Source organism: Dokdonella sp. (assembly GCF_051958935.1).
Taxonomy (GTDB): domain Bacteria; phylum Pseudomonadota; class Gammaproteobacteria; order Xanthomonadales; family Rhodanobacteraceae; genus Dokdonella_A.
In genome coordinates this window covers 30,797-50,966 of sequence record NZ_JBQCFP010000002.1, presented here as the reverse complement: position 1 = coordinate 50,966, position 20,170 = coordinate 30,797, and the positions used below count along the sequence as shown (strand labels likewise).

The window sequence follows — 20,170 nt, the reverse complement described above, 5'->3', positions numbered from 1 at the left end:
GTGGAAACGAGCGTGGAGGATCCGCGCAGTGTGCGACCGCGGCAGGGAGCGCCCGGTGATCTGGATCAACTGGCGGCGCCGACGCGGAACGTCCGGTGGCGGCCGGATGCTACAATCCCGCTCTTGTCCAGCCCCCTTCGCCGGTAGCCGCCATGTCCGTCCCCGCCACGCAGATCGCGCCCGTGCTCGATCGCGAGTACACGCTCGAACACAAGTACACGCGCACCGAAGGCCGCATCTATCTTTCCGGCGTGCAGGCGCTGGTGCGCCTGCCGCTGATGCAGCAGATGCGCGACCGCGCCGCGGGGCAGAACACGGCCGGCTTCATCTCGGGCTACCGCGGTTCGCCGCTCGGCGGCTTCGACCTGGAGTTGTGGAAGGCGAAGAAGCATCTCGCCGCGTCCAACATCGAGTTCACGCCCGGCCTCAACGAGGATCTCGGCGCGACGATGGTGTGGGGCACGCAGCAGGCGAACCTTTTCCCCGGCGCGAAGTACGACGGCGTGTTCGCGATGTGGTACGGCAAGGGTCCTGGCGTCGACCGTTGCGGCGACGTGTTCAAGCACGGCAACGCGGCCGGCACCTCGAGGTTCGGCGGCGTGCTCGCGCTCGCGGCCGACGACCACGCCTGCCGTTCGTCGACGCTGCCGCATGGCAGCGAACTCGAGTTCGTCTCGGCGATGATGCCGGTGCTGAACCCCGCCGGCGTGCAGGACATCCTCGACATGGGCCTGCTCGGCTGGGCGATGTCGCGTTTCACCGGGCGCTGGGTCGGCTTCAAGACGATCGCCGAGACGGTCGAGTCGTCGGCCTCGGTCAACGTCAATCCGCACCAGCTCGACATCGTGCTGCCGGAGGATTTCGCGCTGCCCGCGGGCGGCCTCAACATCCGCTGGCCGGATCCGCCGCTGAACCAGGAGATGCGCCTGCACCAGTACGCGGTGCAGGCCTCGCAGGCGTTCGCGCGCGCCAACCGCATCGACAAGGTGGTGCTCGATTCGCCGAACGCTCGCCTCGGCATCGTCACCACCGGCAAGAGCTATCTCGACGTGCTGCAGGCGCTCGAATACCTCGGCATCAGCGCGGAGATGGCGCGTGACATCGGCATCCGCGTCTACAAGGTCGGCATGACCTGGCCGCTCGAACCGATCGGCATCCGCGAATTCGCGCGCGGCCTCGAGGACGTCATCGTGGTCGAGGAGAAGCGTTCCTTCATCGAGTCGCAGATGAAGGAATACATGTTCAACTGGGACGCGCGCCCGCACATCGTCGGCAAGTACGACGAGGAAGGGAACTGGATCCTCCCCTCGACCAACGAACTGACGCCGGCGATGATCGCGCTGGTGATCGCCAGGCGCCTGTCGCGCTTCTTCACCAGCGAGGCGATGACCTCGCGCGTCGCGTGGATCGAGGCGAAGGAGAAGGAACTGACCTTGCCGCGCGCGAACTTCCCGCGTGCCGCGCACTACTGCTCGGGCTGCCCGCACAACACCTCGACCGCGGTGCCGGAAGGCTCGCGCGCGCTCGCCGGCATCGGCTGCCACTACATGGTCACCTGGATGGACCGGCGCACCGACACGTTCACGCAGATGGGCGGCGAGGGCGTGACCTGGTGCGGCCAGGCGCCGTTCACCGAAACCAAGCACGTGTTCCAGAACCTCGGTGACGGCACGTATTTCCATTCCGGCTCGCTCGCGATCCGCCAGTCGATCGCCGCGAAGGTCAACATCACCTACAAGATCCTCTACAACGACGCGGTCGCGATGACCGGCGGCCAGCCCGTCGACGGCACGCTGACCGTGCCCGACATCGCGCACCAGGTGCGCAGCGAGGGCGTGCAGACGATCATCGTGATGTCCGACGACATCGCGAAGTGGAGCCGCCCGGAGATCTTCCCCGCCGGCGTCGAGTTCATTCACCGCGACGAGCTCGATGCGGTGCAGAAGCGCCTGCGCGAAGTGCCGGGCGTGTCGGTGCTCATCTACGACCAGACCTGCGCGACCGAGAAGCGCCGCCGCCGCAAGCGCGGCAAGATGATCGACCCGAACAAGCGCATCTTCATCAACTCGCTCGTCTGCGAAGGCTGCGGCGACTGCGGCGAGAAGTCGTTCTGCGTGTCGGTGCTGCCGAAGGAAACCGAGTACGGGCGCAAGCGCGAGATCGACCAGAGCAACTGCAACAAGGACTTCTCCTGCGTCAAGGGTTTCTGCCCGAGCTTCGTCTCGGTCGTCGGCGGCGGCCTGAAGAAGAAGAAGGGCAAGGGCGCGGTCGATTTCTCCAACCTGCCCGTGCCGGCGTTCGCGACCGACCTCGCGCAGCCATGGAACATCCTCGTCACCGGCATCGGCGGCACCGGCGTCGTCACGATCGGCGCGCTGATCGGCATGGCCGCGCACCTCGAAGGCAAGGGCGGCACCGTGCTCGACCAGACCGGACTCGCGCAGAAAGGCGGCGCGGTGACCTGCCACCTGCGCATCGCGAAGACGCCGGCCGACATCCACGCGGTGCGCATCGCCGCGGGCGAAGCCGACCTCGTGCTCGGCTGCGACATGGTCGTCGTCAACGACTACTGGGCGCTGTCGAAGATCCGCGCGGGCCGCGCGCGCGTCGTGCTGAACAGCTACGAGGCGATGCCGGGCACGTTCACGACCAAGCCGGACATGCAGTTCCCGGCGCAGGCGATCATCGATGCGGTGCGCACCGCGCTCGGCGGCGACTCGCCCGAGGTCGTCGATGCGACCGAACTCGCGACCGCGCTGCTCGGCGACACGATCGCGGCGAACCTGTTCATGCTCGGCTACGCCTGGCAGAAAGGCTGGGTGCCGCTCTCGCACGATGCACTGATGCGCGCGATCGAGCTCAACGGCGCCGCGATCGAGATGAACAAGTCCGCGTTCGCGTGGGGCCGCATGGCCGCGCACGACATCGCGAGCGTGCGCGAGGCCGCCGGGATCGCGCCGCACCGCACGTCCGGTGCGATCCCGCTCGCGCTGCCGGCGCGCGGCGTCGCCGCCGACCCGCTCGATGACCACGCGCTGAGCACGAGCCTCGACGAGCAGGTCGCGCGCCGCGTGAAGTTCCTCACCGGCTACCAGAACGCCGCGTACGCCACGGCGTACAAGGCGCTGGTCGACAAGGTGCGCGCGGCCGAGCAGGCGAAGGCGCCGGGTTCGACGAAGCTGACCGAAGCGGTCGCGCGCTACGCGTTCAAGCTCATGGCGTACAAGGACGAATACGAAGTCGCGCGGCTGTACACGAGCGGCGAGTTCGAGCAGCGCATCAAGGACACGTTCGACGGCGACTACAAGCTGCACTTCAACCTCGCGCCGCCGTTGTTCGCGAAGAAGGATGCCGAGGGCCGGCTGCGCAAGGCGGAGTACGGTCCGTGGGTGTTCTCCGCGTTCCGCCTGCTGGCGAAGCTGCGCGGCTTGCGCGGCAGCGCGTTGGACGTGTTCGGCTACACCGCCGAGCGGCGCATGGAGCGCCGCCTGATCGCCGACTATCGCAGGACCGTCGATGAACTGCTCGCCGGCCTCACGCCCGACAACCTTGCGCTCGCGGTCGACATCGCCTCGGTGCCCGAACTCATCCGCGGCTACGGCCACGTGAAGGAACGCCAGCATGCGGCGGCGATGAAGCGCCAGGACGACCTGCTCGCGGCGTGGCGCAATCCCTCGGGTTCGCGCGCCGCGGCGTGAGGGAAATCACCCGCGGCGGTGGCGCGCACCGCCGCGCGGCGCGCGCGGATCGATCTTCACGCGACGACTCGCGTTGACATCGCTGTGCGCGCCCGACAGACTTCGAAACCGGGGTTCCGCACGTCCGACCGGATGCACTCGCGGAAGACGCAGGCCATCGGGCCTGCGAACAGGAGGAATCATGTCGTCGTTCCGCTACGGCTTTGTGCTCGCGATCCTCGCGGTCTGTGCCGCATTCCTCGTGCCGCAGACCTCGCGCGCGGCGATCGGCGCGCTCGACGACACGCCGGGCTCGACCCTGCTGTTCCCGTATTTCGAAGTGGACCTCGGCGACCCGGCCGGGCGCGACACCGTGCTCACGCTCCAGAACGCGAGCGCGACCGCGATGCTCGCGCACACGATCGTCTGGTCCGACGAAGGCGTCGCGAGCGCGATCTTCGACATCTACCTGACCGGCTACGACATCATCAGCTTCAGCATGCGCGACGTCCTCAACGGTACGTTGCCGTTGACCGCATCGGACGGCCAGGACCCGGCCGATACGATCAGCCCGCAGGGACCGTATTCGCAGGACATCAATTTCGCGAGCTGCACTGGCCGCCTGCCGTACGCGCCGGGCACGATCCCCGCGCCGGCGGGAATGACGCCGGCGGACCTGCGCAATGCGCTCACCGGCGCCCCGACGAGCGGCATCGCCGCCGGCATGTGCTGGGGCCGCAACGTCGGCGACGGCCGCGCGCGCGGCTACGTGACGACCGACCTCGTCAGTTTCTGCAGTGACCTCAAGCCGGGTGACGCCGGCTACGCCGACGTGCCGTTCGCCGCGCTCACCGCCCAGAACTCGCTACTGGGCTCGTTCATCATCGCGACGCCCGCGACGAGCGAGTGGTTCGTCGACAGTGCGCTGTCGCTCGAGAGCACGTACTCGAACGACCCCTCGCCGATCACCACGCCCGGCAACTACACGTTCTACGGCCGCTACAATGGCTGGAACGCCGGCGACCGGCGCGAGCCGCTGCCGACGACCTGGGTTTCGCAGGGCGAGCTCGATACATCGTCGCTGATCGTCTGGCGCGATACCAAGACCAATGGGCAGCCGCATGCGTGCGGCGCCGACCCCGCCTACTACCCGCTCGGGCAGGAAGGTTTCGCCACCTTCTCGCCGGACTCGTCCTACGGCGGCGCGGGCGCGGGCACGCCGCTCGCGAATGCGGCGCAGCTTGCACCAGCGTCGGTGCTCGGCCCGGTCAGCGGCAAGCTCGGTCAGTTCTTCGCCAACCTCAACACGAGCGTCCCGGCAGGCAGCAATCCGCCGAGCGATCCGGCGGCGGCGCAAAGCTACGTCGGCGTCGCGCGCGCGCAACTGGGCGAGCAGCCGGTGGCATCGGGCCATCGCGCCGTGCCGCTCGACAAGGCCCTGAACGCGCAGCACTTCATTCCGCACAACTGAATCGACCGTGCCGAGCGGCAAGGGGAAGGACATGTCGAAATCCGCACTGATCGGTTGCACGCGCTGGCTCGCCGCCTGTTTCGCGGCCATGGCGTTCCTCTGGTCGCCATCGACGCGCGCCGTGGTCGGAACCGTCGACGGCGCGCCCGCGGCGACGCTGCTGCTGCCGTATTTCGAAACCGATCTGGGCGACCCGAACGGCACGCAGACGACGGTGCGCATCAGCAACGCGAGCGCGACCGCAATGCTGCTGCATTCGACGTTGTACACCGACCTCGGCGTTCCGACGCTGCAGTTCGACACGTACCTCGTCGGTTACGATTCGGTCGACATCGACCTGCGCCTGCTGTTCAAGGGCATCGTTCCGCAGACCGCGTCCGCGGGCCAGGACCCGACCGATCTCATCTCGCCGCAAGGTCCGCTGTCGCAGGACATCAACTTCGCCAGCTGCAGCGGCGGCGTCCTGCCGCCGCCGGGCCTGCCGCCGACCAGCTCGGGCGTGCTGCCCGCGAACACGACCTGGGACGTAGGCACGGTCGCCGCGATCCGAGCGGCGCATACCGGCCAGGCGTCGACGCTGTGGAGCGGGCAGTGCGGAGCGGTCGCGCACGGCGACAACATCGCGCGCGGCTACATGACGATCGACACCGTCAACAACTGCACGATGCGCTATCCGTCGGATCCGGGCTATTTCGCGCCCGGCTTCAGCGGGGACGCGACGATGCAGAACGTCCTCTACGGGACGTCGACGACGATCAACCGCAATTTCCAGACCGTCTACACCGAGAACCTCGTACCGGTCGAGGCGTCGTTCAACGATCCGACCACCTCGACGCCCGGCATCCAGACCTTCTACGGCAGCCAGATCGGCAATACCCCGGACGACGGCCGGGAAGCGCTCGGCACCGTGTGGACGGCGCGCAGCATGGAAGGCGCTGTTTTCAATTTCCAGACGAAGTTCGTCGTCTGGCGCGATCCGGGCCAGGCCGTCTCGCCGTTCGCCTGCGGTGGTGCGTTGCCCCCACCCTTCCCGCTGACGACGCGCGAGGTGGTCGCGTTCGACGAGGAGGAGAACCTCACTCCCGCGGCGAACAACCTCATTCCGTACGCGACCCAACTCGTCGATGGCGAGGCGTTGTCGCCGTACACGTTCGGCATCGTGCGCTTCGACCTCGGCCTCGCCGACGGCACCGTGCGCCAGGGCTACGTGTCCTCGCGCATCCTGCGCCTGGGTGCGCGCAACGCGACGGCTTTCCCAGGGTCCCTGTTGATGACCGCTCCGCAGGCACAGTGCTTCGGCGCCAATCCGCAGCCGGCCATGTGCGCGAACATCCCTCCGGCGTCGTACGGCGTCGTTCGCGACATCCTTCCCTGATCTTCCGGACGCTCACACATGAAGCCCAACAGCCTCTGGACGGGATTGCTCCTCCTCGCCGCGATCGGCTCCGCCAGCGCCGCGCCGATCGCATGCGTCGGCTCGGGGGGCACGAACTGCCCCGCGCGCATCCCCGACGCGCCGCAGGCCGCGCTGGTTTCGACGCTCGACGTACCGGCCGTCTCGTGCCCGAATTCCGAACCCGTGCTGAGCGTCGCGCTGCAGGTCACGCATGGCGCTGTCGGTGATCTCGCGATCACGCTGCAGAGTCCGGGCGGCGGGAATGTCGCGCTGCTCTCGAACATCCAGGGCGTCTCCGGCGAGTGTCGCGGCAGCGACATCGATGCGACCTTCACTGACGGCGGCGCGGCACCGATCTGCTCGGCGCGCATCCCGAGCGTGCTCGGAACCGTCGCGCCCGCGGCACCGCTGGCGCCGCTGCTCGCGACGTCCCCGGAAGGCACCTGGACGCTGACGGTCACCGATACGTCGAACAGCGGCGACGGCGCCCTCGACGACTGGAGCGTCGACGTGAGCTGCGCGCCCGTCCCGGCCGTCGTCGTGCCGACGCCGCTGCCGTGGCAGACGCTCGCCGCAATCGCTGCGCTGCTCGCGCTCGTCGCCTACCGCGCCTTGCGCGGCAAGCGGGCCGCGCGCTGAAGCAACCCGGTGCGTGACGGTCCCGCACTGAGCCGTACGCGCGGCGAACCGCGCGTACGGGCGAGGACCGCGCTGCTGTTGCTGACGCTGGCTGGCGTCGTCGCCGTCACCGGCATCCGCGCCGAAGAGTCGCCGGCGCGCGCCGCGCAGTCGGGCGAGGTGCTGCACGAGCCCGATGGACGTGCCTATCGCGTCGAGCGTATCGCCAAGGCCGGTGCGAAGTACGAGAGGATCGACGCGCACACGGTGCGTTATTTTCCGTTCGCGCGCTACGAACTCGCCGGCGAGGACGCCGACTGGTTCTACGTCAAGCAGTACGTCGCAGGCGCACAGAAGCGTGCGGCGATGGCGCTCCCCGTGCTGAAGCAGATCGGGCTCCCATCGTCGCGGCGATTCGCGTTGCGCGACGCGGGCCGCGGCCTGCCCCACGCGGGCCAATGGCGCGACGACTTCGCGCTCGCCGATGTCGACGGCGACGGCCACGTCGACATCGCGTTCGCGCCCGCGCGCAAGACGCTTGCCAAGCCGGTGATCCTGCGCGGCGACGGCCACGGCACCTGGACGCGCTGGGACGACGCGCGATTCCCGTCGCTGCCGTACGACTACGGTGCGGCGGTCGTCGCCGACTTCAATGGCGACGGTCGCGCCGACCTCGCCCTCGGAATGCACCTGCGCGGCATCGCGGTCCTCACCGGCGACGGCAAGGGGCGCTTCGAACGCTACGACCGCAACCTGCCGCTCGGCCTACCCGGTTCGAAGACGCCGGCGCGCTATTCGACCCACGAGATAAGTGCGTTCGACTGGAATCGCGACGGCCGGCCCGATCTCATCACGGTCGACGAACGGCTGCTCGGCCGAGGCGGCTCGCCCGCCGCGGTCTCGGTGTTCACCGGCAAACGGGGCTCCTGGACGCGCGCAGTCCTGCCGGCGAACGACGTGCCGCGCGGCAACGCTTCGCTGGCGACGCTCGCCGGCGAACGCAAGGACCTCGCGATCGTCGTCGGGGCGGCACCGGACGGTCGAATCCGCGCTTACGAATTCGCCGCCGGCCGTGGCGTCTCGCGCGAACTCGACGGCCTGCCGGCCGGTGCGATCGTGCGCGCGAGTGCCGCGGCCGATCCTGCGGGGGACGGCAAGCACGCCATCGCCGTTGCCTACGTAATCCGCACCGCGCAAGGCTGGCAGTCGGCCATCGACCTTTTCCGGCGCAGTGGCGAGCGCTACCTGCGCGAGCCGTTGCTGGTCGAGCCCGCGCTCACGATCGGCGCGCTCGCATTCGGCCATCTCGCCTCCGCGCGCGCGTTCGACCTCGCCGCACTGGGCAGCGACGGCAGCCTGCTGCTGTTCGCAGCCACGCCGGCGGGCGCCTACACGCGCGATCACGTCGAACCCGCGCCGGCCTGGCGCGCCGGCTGCAGCGGCCACGCATTGCACCTGCGCGATCTCGACGGTGATGGACGCGACGAGATCGTCGCCGCGTTCGCCGGCGAGCCGAACGCGCTGCAGTTCCGCCGCGACTGCGTCTCAGGCGGCGGCATCGACGCCTGGCAGGTCGTCGACGCCGCGCGTCAGGACTGATCGGCCTCGGCGCGCATCGCCGCGACCATCCGGGCGAGGCCTTCGTCGAGCGATAGCGGGCGCTCGAAGCCGGTGGCTTCCAGCGCGGCGATCGACACCTGGGTACGCGCGCAGAACTTGCGCACGCGCGCGACGCTGATCGGCAGCGGCCGGCGCAGGCACCACGCGACGGCGTCGCAGGCATGGGCGGCCGCGTGCGCGGCCGCGTACGGCAGCCGCCACGACGGCGGCGGCCGCCCGAGCAGCTCACACAATCGCGCCACCAGATCACCGCTGCGGAAGTCGGGCGGGTCGGCGTAGTTCAGCACGCGCCGTCCCGGTGGGCCCTCGAGATGGCGCGCGATGAACTCGACCAGGTTGCCGACGTAGGCGATCGCCTTGTGATTGCGGCCGCTGCCGACCATCGCGAAGCGGCCACGGCGCAACTGTTCGGCAAGCGTATGCACGTTGCCGCGATTGCCTTCGCCGAACACGACGACGGGACGCAGCACGAGCAGCGAGCGTTGCGGCCCGGCGTCGGCCCACTCCTCGTGTATCCGTTCGGCGAGCACCTTGCTGTGGCCGTACGCGCCCGCCGGTCGCAGCGGCGCGGCTTCGTCCGCGAGCGGCTGGTCGAGGCCATACACCGCGACGCTGCTGACGAAGACGATGCGCCGCACGCCGGCGATCGCCGCCGCGCGCACGAGGTTCGCGGCGCCGCCGACGTTGACGTCGTGGTAGAGCGACTCCGGCCGCACGTCGTCGCGATGCTCGGCCGCGAGCGCGACGATGCAGTCGAAGCCCTGCACGGCGTCCGCCAGCGCGGCGGCATCGCGCACGTCACCGCGCACGAGGCGCGGCGCGTGCAGCATGCTCGGCGCCTTGTCGAACAGGGCGACCTCGTGGCCGAGCTCGAGCAGGCGGCTGGCGAGCCGCGAGCCGATGAATCCGCTGCCGCCGACGACGAGCACGCGCGTCATCGGCCGCACGCTTCTTCGTACACCGCGAGCAGCGCGCGCGTCTGCCGGGCGCCGGCGTGATGCCGGCGCAGGTATTCGCGACCGCCCCCGACGAGCGCGTCGCGCAGCACGCGATCGTGGTGGACGCGTGCGATCGCCTCGGCAAAATCCACCGCCGACCCGGCGACGAGCAGTTCGTGACCGTCGGTGACGGCGAGCCCGCGCGCGGCCGCAGGCGTCGCGACCCCGGGCAGCCCGCGTGCCCACGCCTCGAGGATGCGCATGCGGATGCCCGAGGCCGCGCGCAACGGCACTGCGGCGATCGCGCGTTCGGGAAACGCGTCGCGCGAATCGGCCGGGGCCGGGTGGCGGCACGTGCGCGCGCAATCTCCGGTTGCGCCACCGAAGCGATGCAACACCGCGCCCGGCAGGCGCGCTGCGACCTGCGGCCACGCCTGCCGCAGCATCCAGCGCTCGCCATCGGCATTCGGCCACCAGCCACCGCTGCCGGCGAGCGCGATCGCGGGCTCGCCCGCGAGCGGTGGCGCGGGTTGCAGCGATGGCGCAAACGCCGGTGCGACTGCCACCACCGTCGCCGCGGGATGCGCCGCGCGCAATGCGTCGGCATCCTCTTCGGTCAGCGCGATCGTGCGCACGGCGCGCGCGAGCGCCGCGCCTTCGTCCGCATGCAGGCGCGCCGCTTCGATGCCGAGTGCAAGACGCGCGCCCGGGCGCAAGCGCGCCTGCTGCGCACGCAATGCGGATTCGACGTTCTGCATCCGCAACACGAGCGGAACTCCCGCATCCATGGCCGCCTCGCAGTTCGCAAACGCGTGCAACTGCTCGGCATGGACGACGTGCGGCCGCCAGCGCGCGATCTCGTCGGCCACGGCGTTGCGCATCGCGTGCGATGCATGGCGCGCGACGCCGAGCGAACCGCCGGAGGCGAGCGCCAGCGCGGCGGCGCCGAACACGCCGCGCGGCGACATCCTGACCGCGCGCGCGCGATAGGGCAGCGAGCCGTCGTGCGCGGCCTTTCGGTTATGATCCGGTTCGCCAGCGGGTGCGACGACCGCGAGTTCATGGCCCGCCCCGGCGAGGCCGCACAGCATGTGCCAGAGAGCCAGGCGGCCACCGTCGCACGCCGGATGGGGAGACTTGGTGGCAACGATCAGGATTCGCACCCGGCACAACTCGCGTCGCGGCGCCTCGCGGCACGCTAGTGTGTCATGAACAGCCGATCGTGCGCGTCCTGTTCCTGACCACGCGGTTCCCCGGTGACCTGCGCAGTGGCGACCGCCGCCGCGCCTACGAACAACTGCGCCTGCTCGCGCCCTCGCACGCGATCACCCTGCTCACGTTCGACGACCGCGGCGGCGATCCCGCGCTGCGGCGCGAGCTGTTCGGCCTGTGCGAGCGCGTCATCCTCGTGCCACGCGATCGTGCGGGCATGCTCGTGCGCGCGGCGCTCGCGCTGCCGACGTCGACGCCGCTGCAGGCGGCCTTGTACGCGTCGCCACGCCTGCGCCAGGCGCTGCACGATGCCTGCGCGCAGGCGAGCTTCGACCTCGTCCACCTGCAGCTCGCGCGCCTGGGCGCGTTCGCACCGCCCTCGTCCGCGTTGCCCTGCGTGGTCGACTTCGTCGATGCGTTGTCGCTCAACATGGCGCGACGCGCGCGCTACGATCGTGGACCGATGGGGCTGGCCGCGCGACTCGAGGCACATCGCCTCGCGCGCTACGAGCGCGAGCTGTGCGGCCGCGTCAGCGCCGGCGCGGTGAGTTCCGCGCGCGATCGCGCGGCGCTCGGCGATCCACCGAACGTGCACCTCGTGCACAACGGCGTCGACCCCGCCGAGTTCCCGTTCTCCGACACGCCGCGCGACGCGGCGGCGATCGCGTTCGTCGGCAACCTCGGTTACTTCCCGAACGTCGACGCGGCGAGCTGGTTCGCGACGCAGATGCCGCGCATCCGCGTCGCGATGCCGGCCGCGGAGCTGCGCCTCATCGGCGCGCGCCCGGCGAAGCGGCTGCTGCGCCTCGCCGCGCACGTCGAAGGCGTGCGCGTGATCGGCCCGGTCGAACGCGTGCATCCGCATCTTGCCAGGGCCGCGGTCGCGATCGCGCCGATGCGCGCGGGCAGCGGCCAGCAGTTGAAGATCCTCGAGGCGATGGCGAGCGGTACGCCGGTCGTCGCGACCACCGACGCCGCGGCGGCGATCGAGGCCGTGCCGGCTCGCGACCTGCTCGTCGCCGACGAGCCGCACGCGTTCGCCGATGCGGTGCTGCGCGTGCTCGGCGACCGCGATCTTGCGGCGACGCTCGCACGCAACGGCGCGGAGTTCGTCGAGCGCCGCTACTCGTGGCGTGCTTCGGCGCAGGCGCTCGAGCGCGTCTGGCGCGACGCCATCGGTGCACGCACGCGCTGACGGCGCATCGATGCGTCAGTCGAGCGGCGGAACGCGCTCGAGGCGGCCGTCGCGCAATGCATGCTCGAGTTGATCCACGCGTTCTTGCAGGCTCGCACGCAGCGAGGCCGGCAAGGTCGCGATCGACGCAGGGCTCGCCCACGCGGTGCGCAGGAACGCGGCCTCTGCACCGGCTTCGTCGCCGAGCGTGCCGCGTGCGCGGCCGAGGTTGAGCGTGAGTTCGGGCCGTTCGCCCGCGGCGATCGCGGGCTCGAGGATCGCCTTCGCTTCGGCGCCACGCTTGAGCAGCAGCAACGCGATCGATGCGGAAAGCGGCGCGCGCGGATCGCCGGGCAATGCGTCCATCGCGACCCGTGCCTCGCCGAGCGCGACTTCGACCGCAGCGGCGGAGCCCGCACCGCGCAAGGCGGCGCCGAGCCGCGCATCGGCATCGGCGAGCTGCCATTCGGCCCGATAGCGCGCGGCTTCCGGCCACAGTGCCGCGGCGAGCACGCATGAGGCGACCGCGAAGAACGCGCCCTTCATGGCGCCTCCCGGGTGGCGATCAGGCGCCAGGCGCGTCCGGCCGCGAGCAGCAGCACCGCCGCGGTCAGCGGAATCTGCATCGGAAACCATGCCAGCGCCGCGACCGCGCCGGTCGTCAGCACGCCGAGCAGCACGCCGCGCTCCGTATCGCCGGGCGCGGGCGCGAGCCGGACGAGGCCATGCAAGGTCGCGACGAGCCCGGTGAGCGCGAGCAGCAGCGCCGGCCACCCCGCCTCGGCCGCGAGCTGCAGGTAGTCCTCGTGCGCATACACGAACGTCGCGCCGAGCGGGTGCACGAAGCGCGCGCGCGTCGCGATCTCGACCGCGACGCGAGGCGCCTGCTGCTCGGCGCCGAACGAGCCGGGCCCGTAGCCGGTCCACGGCCGCGTCGCCGCCATGTCGAGTGCGGCGGCCCAGGCACCGAGCCGGTACGTCGTCAGCTGCTGATAGCCCTCCACGCCGAGCGGGGCCTGCGCCCACGTCAGCGCGCGCAGCGGCGGCACTGCCGCGCTGGTCGCGACGAGCGCGAGCAGGGCGAACACGGCGGTCGCGACGCGTCGCGCGCGCCACCGCACGGCGACGACCACGACCGACGCCGCGAGCAGCGCGGCGGCACTCGTCGCCTGGCGGTTGGCCGCGATCGCGGCGATCGCGACGACGAGCAGCAGGGCGCCGAGCACGCGCGCGGACCGCCGGCCGCTGCCGACCGCGATCGCGACGCCAGCCGCGCCGAGCATCGCGCACGCGAGCGCGACGTAGCCTTCGTTGCCGAGCAGGGCGCCGGTCTTGAAGCGGCCGCCGATCTGCGTGACTTCGAACGGGAGCGGGAGGCCGGCAAACTGCAACAGCGAGATGAGCGCGTTCGTCGCGGTGGCGAGCGCGAAGATGCCGAACACCAGGCGGCCACCACGGCCATCGAACGCGCGCGATGCGCCGATCGGGATCAGCAGCAGGAACAGGCACGTGCGCCGGAGCGCGGGCCAGGCGAGATCCGGATGCGGCGATGCGAGCGTCGCGACCAGCAGCCACAGTGCGAGCAGCGCGAGCGAGGCGGCGACGATCCATGCGCTGCGCGACCAGCGACGCCAGTCCGGCATGCCTGCGTTCCGGGCGAGTGCGAGCGCCGCGACGGCGGCGCCGGCGAGCACCGCACCGCGCTTGGGGGCGTCGAACGCCGCTTCGGCGAACGGGTCGACGAGCCAGGCCGCGCCGGCGATCGCCGCGGCGCTCGCCCACACGACGACGCCGTGCGCGCGCGGCAGGGGCGGCGGCAATACATGTTGCTGCGCGGCGGACTTTGCGGATGGCTTCAATGGGTTTCCCCGTCGTGGCGCATGGCCGTCTCGTCATCGGGGGCGATCCCGCCTCGCCACACGGCGATCGCGACGAGGAACTGGATCGCGCCGCCGACGACCCATGCGATCGCTCCGGAGAGGATACCGGCATGCGGCACCAGCAGATACAGCACGGCCGCCTGCGCGGCGAGCATCGACGCATTGACGAGCGCGAGTGTCGCGTAACGGTGCGCGTGCACGAGCAGCAGTCCGGCCGGCGCATACAGTGCATTCATGATCGCGGCGAGCATCAGCAGGCGCAACACCGGTGCCCCTTCGGACGCGATCGCGGCATCGCGCAACCAGAGCGCGAGCACGTCGTACGGGAACAGCGCGATGAGCACGGCGGGCGCGACGATCGTCGTCGCGAGCACGCCGAGCATCGAATCTGCCGCCGCGCGCGGCCGCCCGCCGGCCGCTATCAGCGGCAGAAACGTACGTGTCGCCGGCACCTGCAGGCTCAGCAGCGACAGCAGCACGCTGCCCGCGAGGTAGTAGACGCCGTAGCGCTGCGCGGGCTGCGTGAGGGCGAGCACCACGCGATCGAGCTGCCCGGCGACGAGGCCGAGCGCGCTCGCGCCGACGAACAGGGCGGTGCGCGCGCCGGATTCGGCGGCCGGTGCGGCGGCGCCGGTCGCTGCGCCGTGCTCGCGCCGCAGGCTGACGTAGTTGGCGAAGAATTCGACCGCGCCGATCGCGGCGAACGCGCCGAGGTACGTCGCCGCGGTGGGCGCGCGCGCGAGCAGGGCGAGTGCGAGTGCATGCTTGGCGAGCGCGAACGCGACCAGGCGGCGGTTCGCCTCGCGTGCGCGCCCGCGACCGATGAGGAACGCGATCGCGGCGCCATTGGCGAACTGCCAGCCGAACTGCAGCAGCGCGATGTGCAGCGCGAGGCGGAGCCCGGCATCGACGCCTGCCCAGGCGTGGCCGAGCAGCAGCTCGCCCACCAGCATGCATGCGAGCGCGACGATCACATAGCGGCGCAGCAGGCGCCGATACTGCGCCCAGGCATTGGCGCTTGGCGTACGTGCCGCATCGCGCAATGCGAGCGGCGACAGCGTGCCGTCGGCGAGCAACAGGAACCCCTGCAGCGTGAGGCAGAGCGCGAGTTGGCCCCACGCGCCGCCGAGCAGGCGCACGTACAGCGGAACGAGCAGCAAGGTGACGAACGCGGAGAACGCGGCATAGCCGTAGTTCGCCGCGAGGGGTTCGAGCAGGCGCCGCATGGTCAGCCGCGCGCGGCGAGCATGCGCCGCACCGCGCCTTCGACGCCCTCCCGATCCTCGCGCGTCATCGCCGCGAATGTCGCCGCCAATGCATCGTCGAACGCGCGCGCGCGATGTTCTTCGACGCGCGCGAGCACGTCGCGCACGGTGTCGACGAGGGCCTCGTACGGGCACCAGACGATCGCGCGATGGTAGGGAATGCGTTCGCGCAGCGGCACGTCCTCGCTGACCACGACGACGCCGCGCAACAGCGCCGGCAGCACGCGCAACTCCTCGAACGTATGGTGGTCGTCGGTCTGGTGCACGTTGACGAGCACGCGGGTGCGGTCGTACAGGCGGCGCAGCGCCACCGCGTCGAACACGCCGCGCACGTTGCGCAGCGGCAACGATGCGCGACGCACGTCGTCGAGGAAGCGACGGCGACGCGGCTGGCGGTCGTCGTACATCAGCGAGAGTGCGGCGATGTCGCGCCCGCCCGCGTCGAAGCGCGGCGGATACAGCAGCGGTTCGACCAGCGTGGTGCGCGCGGCGAGATCGTCGAAGCGGCCCGATTCACGCACGTTGACGAGGTTCGGACGGCTGTACTCGATGATCGTGTCGAGCGTGCGCAGGTAGGCTTCATCGGCGAGGCGCACGAGATAGTGGCCGCTGCCGTCCGCGAGCGGCACGGTGCCGGATGGCGCGCCCGCGCTGTCGCGTCCACCCGGCCGCACCAGCGTGTGCTCGGGCTGCAGGTCGATGCGCAACGGCGGCCGCTGCGGCCCGAACGGCGATGGCTGCGGACCGAACACGACGTCGACGGCGGCATCCGCGCGCACGAAGGCATCGACGAACAGGCCCACGCAATGGTGGTAGTACTCGCGCACGTGCAGCGGATAGTTCGGATCCAGCGCGAAGCGGCAGCGGCCATGCCGCTCGACGCGACAGTGCGGGCGGGGCAGCAGCGAGCGGAGTTTTCGCAGCACTCGGCGCATGGGTTCAGAGGACATCGTCCGGTGCGTAGATTCGTCCGCCGCGATCGCGGATGCCGTCGATGCCGCCGCGCAGCAGCCAGCGCGCGCTGCGCGGCGCGCGTGGCAGGGTCGCGAGCGCGCGCGCGAACTTCTTCGTCGCGATTATCGCGGCCACCGTGGCGCCCGCGTGTCGCCGCGCGAGGCGGATCTCGTTGCGCGCGCCATAGTAGCGCATGACATCGGCGACACCGGGGCGTCCGTGCTGGCTGCCGCGCCGCGCGTGCCAGGCGCGTGCGCCCGGCACGAGCCAGCACGCGACGCCGGCTTCGCGCAGGCGAAGGCAATAGTCGATCTCCTCGCAGTACATGAACCACGAGGCGTCGAGCCAGCCATGGCGGGCGATCAGTGCGAGCGGCAGCAGCATCGAGACGCCCGAGACCGCGCCGACGCGAAACGGCGCCCGCCCGCGCCAGCCGGCGTCGAACGGCAGTGCGCGATCGCGGCGCCAGGGGCGGGGCTTCGCCGCGGGATCGAGGAACTTCTCGGGGAAATCGATCGTCGCCGCGTCCGCCCCGCGACGCAGCGGCAGGCCGCCGTAGATCGCGTCGCCATGCGCATGCCGTGCCGCCATCAGCGCTGCCAGCGCATCCGGCTCGACGAGCGCGTCGCTGTTGAGCAGCCAGATCGCGTCGGCGCCGCGCCGCTCCGCCTCGCGCCAGGCGAGCGCATGGCCCGCGGCGAATCCGCCATTGTCCGTGGCGACGATCACATCGGAGCCGGCCGCGCGCAGGCGCGCGACGCTGTCGTCGCGCGACGCATTGTCGACGACGATCGCATGCAGGTTCGGATAGTCGAGCCGACCGACCGCCGCGAGGCATTCGAGCGTGCGCGCCGGCGTGTTCCAGTTGACGATCGAGACGACGACGAGCGATGTCTCCACGGCAGGGTTCATCGCGTGGCGGATGCCTTGGCGACGCCGGCCGCTCCGCGGCGGGCGGCCACCGCTGCAGCCCGGTCCTGCAAGATCCCGCCAACCCGTTGCGCGCGCACCGGCTCTCCCGTGGCTCGGCGACTCGATGCGCCGAGTCTAGCGGATGCGACTCGGCGAGCCGCCGCGAGGCATGTGCGGACGTCGTGCCCTTCGCCTTCCGCTGGACGCCGGTGCATCGATGCGTGCACCATGCAAGGTTGGACTGCTCCGGTCATCCGCATGGACGAGACCACATTCCGCGATCTGCTCGCCCGACACTGGACCACGCTGTTCGATCCTCACACGATCGAGAAGGGCGCGGACTACCTGCGGCGCGGCTACGTGCTCGGTGCGCATTACGAAGCGGGCGACGGCGAGGGCGCGCTCGTCGGCATGGTCGAGGGCACCGCGCGCGATCCGTACGCGGCCGGCGTGCGCCTCAAGTGGGACGGACACAACGCGCGGCTCGACAGCTATTGCACCTGCCCGCTCGAGTTCGAATGCAAGCACGTCGCCGCGACCGTGCTGTACGAACTCAAGGGCAAGCCGACCGGCCAGCCGCGCACCGAACTCGAGCCGCCGACGCCGCAGCTCGGCGCATGGAAGTCCTGGCTGGACGGCTTGCGCGCGCCGAGCGGCGACACGCGGCTGGTGCGAGCGAACGACTCGGAAGGTTCGGTCTGCGCGATCATGCTGCGCGCCGACAACGCCCATCCGCTGCCGTCGCTGCAGGCACAGGTGGTGCGCGTGAAGCCCGGCAAGAAGGGCGGCTACGCGACGCCGCAACCGCTGCAGCCGTCGTGGGCCGACCCCGCACCGTGGAGTGGCCTCGACGCGGACACCTTCCAGCTCGTCGCGGGTCTGCGCATGCGCGCGCCCGCGTTCGGCGGCAGCGGTGGCTGGTTCCAGCTGTCCAGCAGCGGCGACGAACCGCTGCTGGAAACACTGCTCGGCGCGTTGCCGTGCTTCTTCGAGAAGGCCTCCGCCGGGCGCCTCGCGCACGGGCCCTTGCGCGCGTTGCGCATCGGCTGGGAGGCGCGCGACGACGGCACGCAGAAGCTCGCGCTCAGCGTCGACGGCGCCTCGCAGAAGGCGCGCCTGCTGCGCGTCGGCGGGCTCTGGTACTTCGATCCGGCCGCGCGCGAACTCGGCCGCATCGACGGCAACACGCGCCTTGCCGAAGCGGTGCTGCGCGCGCCGCCGCTGCTGCCCGAGCAGGTGCCGCTGCTGATGGAACGCTGGCGCGACACCCCGTTGCTCGCCGCACTGCCGCCGCCTCTGGAGACCGCGGTCGAACGCCGTTCCGCCGCGCCGGTGCCGGTGCTCACCTTGCGTGCGGTGTCCGCGGTCACCGCCGCGGGCGCGCGTTACCAGGCCGGCTTCGCGCGCCTCGGCTACGACTACGGTGGCGTGCGCCTGCCGATGTTTCCCGCCCCCGCGCGCGATCGCCGCCGCGTCGGCGACCGCGTGATCGAGATCGCGCGCGACCGCGCGAGCGAGGTTGCGGCGAGCGATCGCCTCGAGGAGGCGGGCCTCGTGCCGGCCGAAACGCTCGGCCGCCTGCCCGGGATTCCGGCCGACGCGATCACCGACAACGATTTCGTGATCGAGCACGGCCGCGGCCAGGTCGGCGGCGCCGACCAGTTGTTCGCGCTAGCGCCACGCCTGCGTGATCTCGGTTTCCGGCTCGAATCCGACGAGGGCTTCCCGTTCGCATTGCTCGACGAGCCGAGCGACTGGTACGCCGAGGTCGACGAGCAGACCGGCAATCCCTGGTTCGACCTGCGCCTGGGCATCGACGTCGGCGGCGAACGCATCGATCTCCTGCCGGTGCTCCATCGCCTGCTCACCGACCCCGCGTTCCCGCTGGTCGCGCGCAAGGGCGAGCCCGAGGATGCGATGTGGCTGGTGCCACTCGACGCGCGCCGACGCGTGCCGCTGCCGCTGGCGAAACTGCGCGCGCTGATCGCGCCGCTGCTCGAATGGCTGCAGGTGCCGCTGCGCGAGGAGGACGGTGCGCTGCGCCTGCGCCGCGCGCAGGCCGACGTGCTGGAGAAGGTCGCGAGCGGACTCGAGCGGCCGTGGCGCGGCGGCGAGCGCCTGCGCGCGCAGCTCGAAAGCCTGCGCACGCCCCGCGAACCCGCGCGCGAACCGGACGGCTTCCGCGCGACCTTGCGCGGCTACCAGCGCGACGGCCTCGCCTGGCTCGGCTTCCTCGCCGAAGCCGGGCTCGGCGGCATCCTGGCCGACGACATGGGCCTGGGCAAGACCGTGCAGGTGCTCGCCCATCTGCTCGCGGAGAAGCGCCGCGGCCGGCTCGACCGGCCCGCACTCGTGCTCGCGCCGACCAGCCTCGTCGCGAACTGGGCCGACGAGGCCGCGCGCTTCGCGCCCGACCTCGACGTCCTCGTCGTGCACGGCCCGGAACGCCACGGTCTGCACGAGGAGATCCCGCACCACGACCTCGTGATCACGACCTACCCGCTGCTGCTGCGTGATCGCGACGCGCTCGTCGCGCACGCGTACTCGGTGCTCGTGCTCGACGAGGCGCAGGCGATCAAGAACGCGAAGAGCCAGGCCGCGAAGCTCGTGCGCGAGCTCGACGCGCGCCAGCGCATCGCGATGACCGGTACGCCGCTGGAAAACCACCTCGGCGAGCTGTGGGCGGAGTTCGATGCGGTCGAGCCGGGCCTGCTCGGCGACGAGAAGCACTTCACGCGGTACTTCCGCACGCCGATCGAGAAGCCCTGCGACGTCTAGCGGCGCGAGCGGCTCAACCGGCGCATCGCACCGCTGCTGCTGCGCCGGCGCAAGGAAGACGTGCTGTCGGAACTGCCGCCGAAGACCGAGATCGTCCGGCGCATCGAACTCGAGGGCGGTCAGCGCGAACTGTACGAAACGCTGCGCCTGACCCAGCACGAGCGCGTCATCGACGAGGTGCGCCGGCGCGGTCTCGCGCAGAGCGGCATCGTCGTGCTCGATGCGTTGCTCAAGCTGCGCCAGGCCTGCTGCGATCCGCGCCTGGTCAAGCTCGA

13 protein-coding genes and 1 pseudogene are annotated in these 20,170 nt (G+C 71.1%); 7 read left to right on the top strand and 7 right to left on the bottom strand.

Features of this window, described 5'->3' with window-relative positions:
* Positions 1-152: 152 nt before the first annotated feature.
* From ACTHK2_RS00330 to ACTHK2_RS00310, 5 genes are all read left to right on the top strand, one after another.
* Positions 153-3,698, top strand: a complete 3,546-nt coding sequence (locus tag ACTHK2_RS00330) for an indolepyruvate ferredoxin oxidoreductase family protein (RefSeq protein ID WP_440243523.1) — start codon at positions 153-155, stop codon at positions 3,696-3,698.
* 181 nt (positions 3,699-3,879) lie between these two features.
* Positions 3,880-5,148: a hypothetical protein gene (locus tag ACTHK2_RS00325; protein ID WP_440243521.1), complete on the top strand. Its 1,269-nt coding sequence runs from the start codon at positions 3,880-3,882 to the stop codon at positions 5,146-5,148.
* Positions 5,149-5,179: 31 nt separating this feature from the next.
* Positions 5,180-6,523 carry a hypothetical protein gene (locus tag ACTHK2_RS00320; RefSeq protein ID WP_440243519.1) on the top strand — a complete coding sequence of 448 codons (1,344 nt, stop codon included), beginning with the start codon at positions 5,180-5,182 and terminating at the stop codon, positions 6,521-6,523.
* Positions 6,524-6,541: 18 nt separating this feature from the next.
* The gene (locus ACTHK2_RS00315; RefSeq protein ID WP_440243517.1) at positions 6,542-7,183 is read left to right on the top strand and encodes a proprotein convertase P-domain-containing protein; all 642 of its coding nucleotides are present in this window, start codon (positions 6,542-6,544) and stop codon (positions 7,181-7,183) included.
* A 78-nt stretch (positions 7,184-7,261) separates the two neighbouring features.
* Complete coding sequence (locus tag ACTHK2_RS00310) at positions 7,262-8,761, top strand: FG-GAP repeat domain-containing protein (RefSeq protein ID WP_440243515.1); 1,500 nt, start codon at positions 7,262-7,264, stop codon at positions 8,759-8,761.
* Here ACTHK2_RS00310 and ACTHK2_RS00305 read toward each other — a convergent pair.
* Complete coding sequence (locus ACTHK2_RS00305) at positions 8,752-9,720, bottom strand: NAD-dependent epimerase/dehydratase family protein (RefSeq protein ID WP_440243513.1); 969 nt, start codon at positions 9,718-9,720, stop codon at positions 8,752-8,754. The genes ACTHK2_RS00310 and ACTHK2_RS00305 overlap by 10 nt on opposite strands.
* Entirely contained in the window at positions 9,717-10,883 is a 1,167-nt protein-coding gene (locus tag ACTHK2_RS00300) for a glycosyltransferase (RefSeq protein ID WP_440243511.1), read from the bottom strand. Before ACTHK2_RS00300 ends, ACTHK2_RS00305 begins: the two co-directional genes overlap by 4 nt.
* Before the next feature lie 59 nt (positions 10,884-10,942).
* Here ACTHK2_RS00300 and ACTHK2_RS00295 point away from each other — a divergent pair, with 59 nt between their 5' ends.
* Positions 10,943-12,127 (top strand): glycosyltransferase family 4 protein, encoded by a 1,185-nt coding sequence (locus ACTHK2_RS00295; protein ID WP_440243509.1) that lies wholly within the window; start codon positions 10,943-10,945, stop codon positions 12,125-12,127.
* Positions 12,128-12,142: 15 nt separating this feature from the next.
* Here the strand turns inward: ACTHK2_RS00295 and ACTHK2_RS00290 are convergent, their stop codons facing one another.
* The 5 genes from ACTHK2_RS00290 to ACTHK2_RS00270 are packed head-to-tail and all read right to left on the bottom strand — an operon-like array spanning position 12,143 to position 17,105.
* Positions 12,143-12,652, bottom strand: a complete 510-nt coding sequence (locus tag ACTHK2_RS00290; RefSeq protein ID WP_440243507.1) for a hypothetical protein — start codon at positions 12,650-12,652, stop codon at positions 12,143-12,145.
* Positions 12,649-13,965: an O-antigen ligase family protein gene (locus tag ACTHK2_RS00285; protein ID WP_440243505.1), complete on the bottom strand. Its 1,317-nt coding sequence runs from the start codon at positions 13,963-13,965 to the stop codon at positions 12,649-12,651. The genes ACTHK2_RS00290 and ACTHK2_RS00285 overlap by 4 nt, the downstream gene beginning before the upstream one ends.
* Positions 13,962-15,212 carry a lipopolysaccharide biosynthesis protein gene (locus ACTHK2_RS00280; RefSeq protein ID WP_440243503.1) on the bottom strand — a complete coding sequence of 417 codons (1,251 nt, stop codon included), beginning with the start codon at positions 15,210-15,212 and terminating at the stop codon, positions 13,962-13,964. Before ACTHK2_RS00280 ends, ACTHK2_RS00285 begins: the two co-directional genes overlap by 4 nt.
* Before the next feature lie 2 nt (positions 15,213-15,214).
* The gene (locus tag ACTHK2_RS00275; RefSeq protein WP_440243500.1) at positions 15,215-16,177 is read right to left on the bottom strand and encodes a hypothetical protein; all 963 of its coding nucleotides are present in this window, start codon (positions 16,175-16,177) and stop codon (positions 15,215-15,217) included.
* A 13-nt stretch (positions 16,178-16,190) separates the two neighbouring features.
* A complete protein-coding gene (locus ACTHK2_RS00270; protein WP_440243498.1) occupies positions 16,191-17,105 on the bottom strand; it encodes a glycosyltransferase family 2 protein in 915 nt (304 codons plus the stop codon).
* On the opposite strand from ACTHK2_RS00270, the pseudogene ACTHK2_RS00265 reads away from it, so the two are divergent.
* Positions 17,001-20,147: pseudogene (locus tag ACTHK2_RS00265) on the top strand (DEAD/DEAH box helicase); the annotation flags it as partial. The gene ACTHK2_RS00270 and the pseudogene ACTHK2_RS00265 overlap by 105 nt on opposite strands.
* Between the last annotated feature and the right edge of the window lie 23 nt (positions 20,148-20,170).